General features: G+C 58.1%; 1 protein-coding gene. It reads right to left on the reverse strand.

From position 1 onward, the window contains the following. Positions 1-1013: Ig-like domain-containing protein (locus ACESYO_RS16305; protein WP_373211334.1), on the reverse strand; the 1013-nt coding region annotated here is incomplete at its 3' end. Positions 1014-1510 lie beyond the last annotated feature (497 nt).

Genomic DNA, 1510 nt, shown 5'->3' on the forward strand with positions numbered 1-1510 from the left:
GCAGGCTGTTCCGGTGTAGGAGTAGTGCCGCCACTGGAGCCGCCGGTAGATGGTGCGCTGCCGGTAGAACCACTGCTGGAACCACCGGTGACGGGAGAAGTGGAGTTGCCAGTGCCCGCAGAACCAGAAGCTGCGGTGGAGCCGCCAGCAGGGGCAGCAGCCTTGTTGTTGACGCTAAGACTGTATTCAGCGGTCAGACCATTGTAGGTTGCGGTGATGGTGGCCTTGCCTGCCTTTTTGGCCGTTACCTTGCCCTCGCCGTCCACAGTTGCCACATCCTCGTCGCTGCTGGTAAAAGTGACCTGGCTCATGTCGGGGGCGGCTGCTTCGCTGGGGGTGGTGTACAGCTTCAGAGTGGTAGAACCGCCCACGGTCAGGCTGCCGCTGGCCTTGCCGAACTTAATGCCGTCCGGCGCGGTGGTCACGGTCACTTTGCAGCTGGCGGTGTATTCGCCCAGGGTGGCGGTGATTTCCGCTTCGCCGTCGGCTACGGCGGTCACAGTGCCGTCTTCGGCCACAGTCGCCACAGTTTCGTTGTTGCTGGTGTAGGCAACGCCGTCCACCGGCTCGGTGCTTTCCGCAGGCACCGGCGCGGCGGTTAGCTTGGCGCTTTCCGTGCCGTTGATGGCAAGGGCCAGGGTTTCCTGATCCAGGGCAATGCCGGTAAGCGGCACGGTAACGGTCACTTTGCAGGTGTCGCTCAGGGTGCCGTCCGCACTGGTAACGGTGATGATGGCTTCGCCGCCCTGAGCAGCGGTCAGGGTGCCGTCTTCAGCAACGGTCACTGCCGGGCTATCGCTGGTGAGTTTCACACCGGCCTCGCTCTGTGCGGCAGCCTTTTTCTCGTCACTGGCATTCTCATTTTTGTAGGTATAGTTCACAGCCAGGTCAACGGCCTGGCCGACTTCAACGGTCATGGATTCCGGCACATCGATGCCGGTAACGGTGGTGCTGCATCCGGTCAGCATCATAACTGCGACCATGGCAGCGGACACAATAAGGATTCGTTTCATGGGGTGTTCCTCCTGTAATGAGTTTGCAGACAGTATAGCATGGGGGATAGTTTCTGTTAAGACTGCTGATCCATTTGCTTGAGAAAGAAAAAGGCCGGTTTTGAACCGGCCTCTTCCTCGCTTGCATTTTAGAGGGCTGTGGGATATAATACAAATAGAAAGTGGTGCTGCCCGGTGACGGGTTAGTCCCTTATAGTGTTACGGAAATGACCGCAGCTTTGTCAGGGCGTGGCGGTCATTTCCGTTTTTTATCGTGTGTGACTGTCCAAACAATCTGAAAGGTCACAAAGACGGTTCCGCCAACCAGGGCGAAAAGGCCGAGGACATCTTGCAGTGTCATGGAAGTATCACCCCCTCTGCCAGAAAGCAGCGGGGAAAAACGGAGTTTTCGCCCCGCCGCCGCTGCAATGCGCAGCGTACATTGGGACTAACCGCCTGCCGTATCCGGCAGCACCACCGGAATGATTGTAACAAAAAGCGCAGAGCTTGACAAGGCT

This window comes from Allofournierella massiliensis, from assembly GCF_964241245.1.
Classification (GTDB): Bacteria; Bacillota; Clostridia; order Oscillospirales; family Ruminococcaceae; genus Allofournierella; species Allofournierella massiliensis.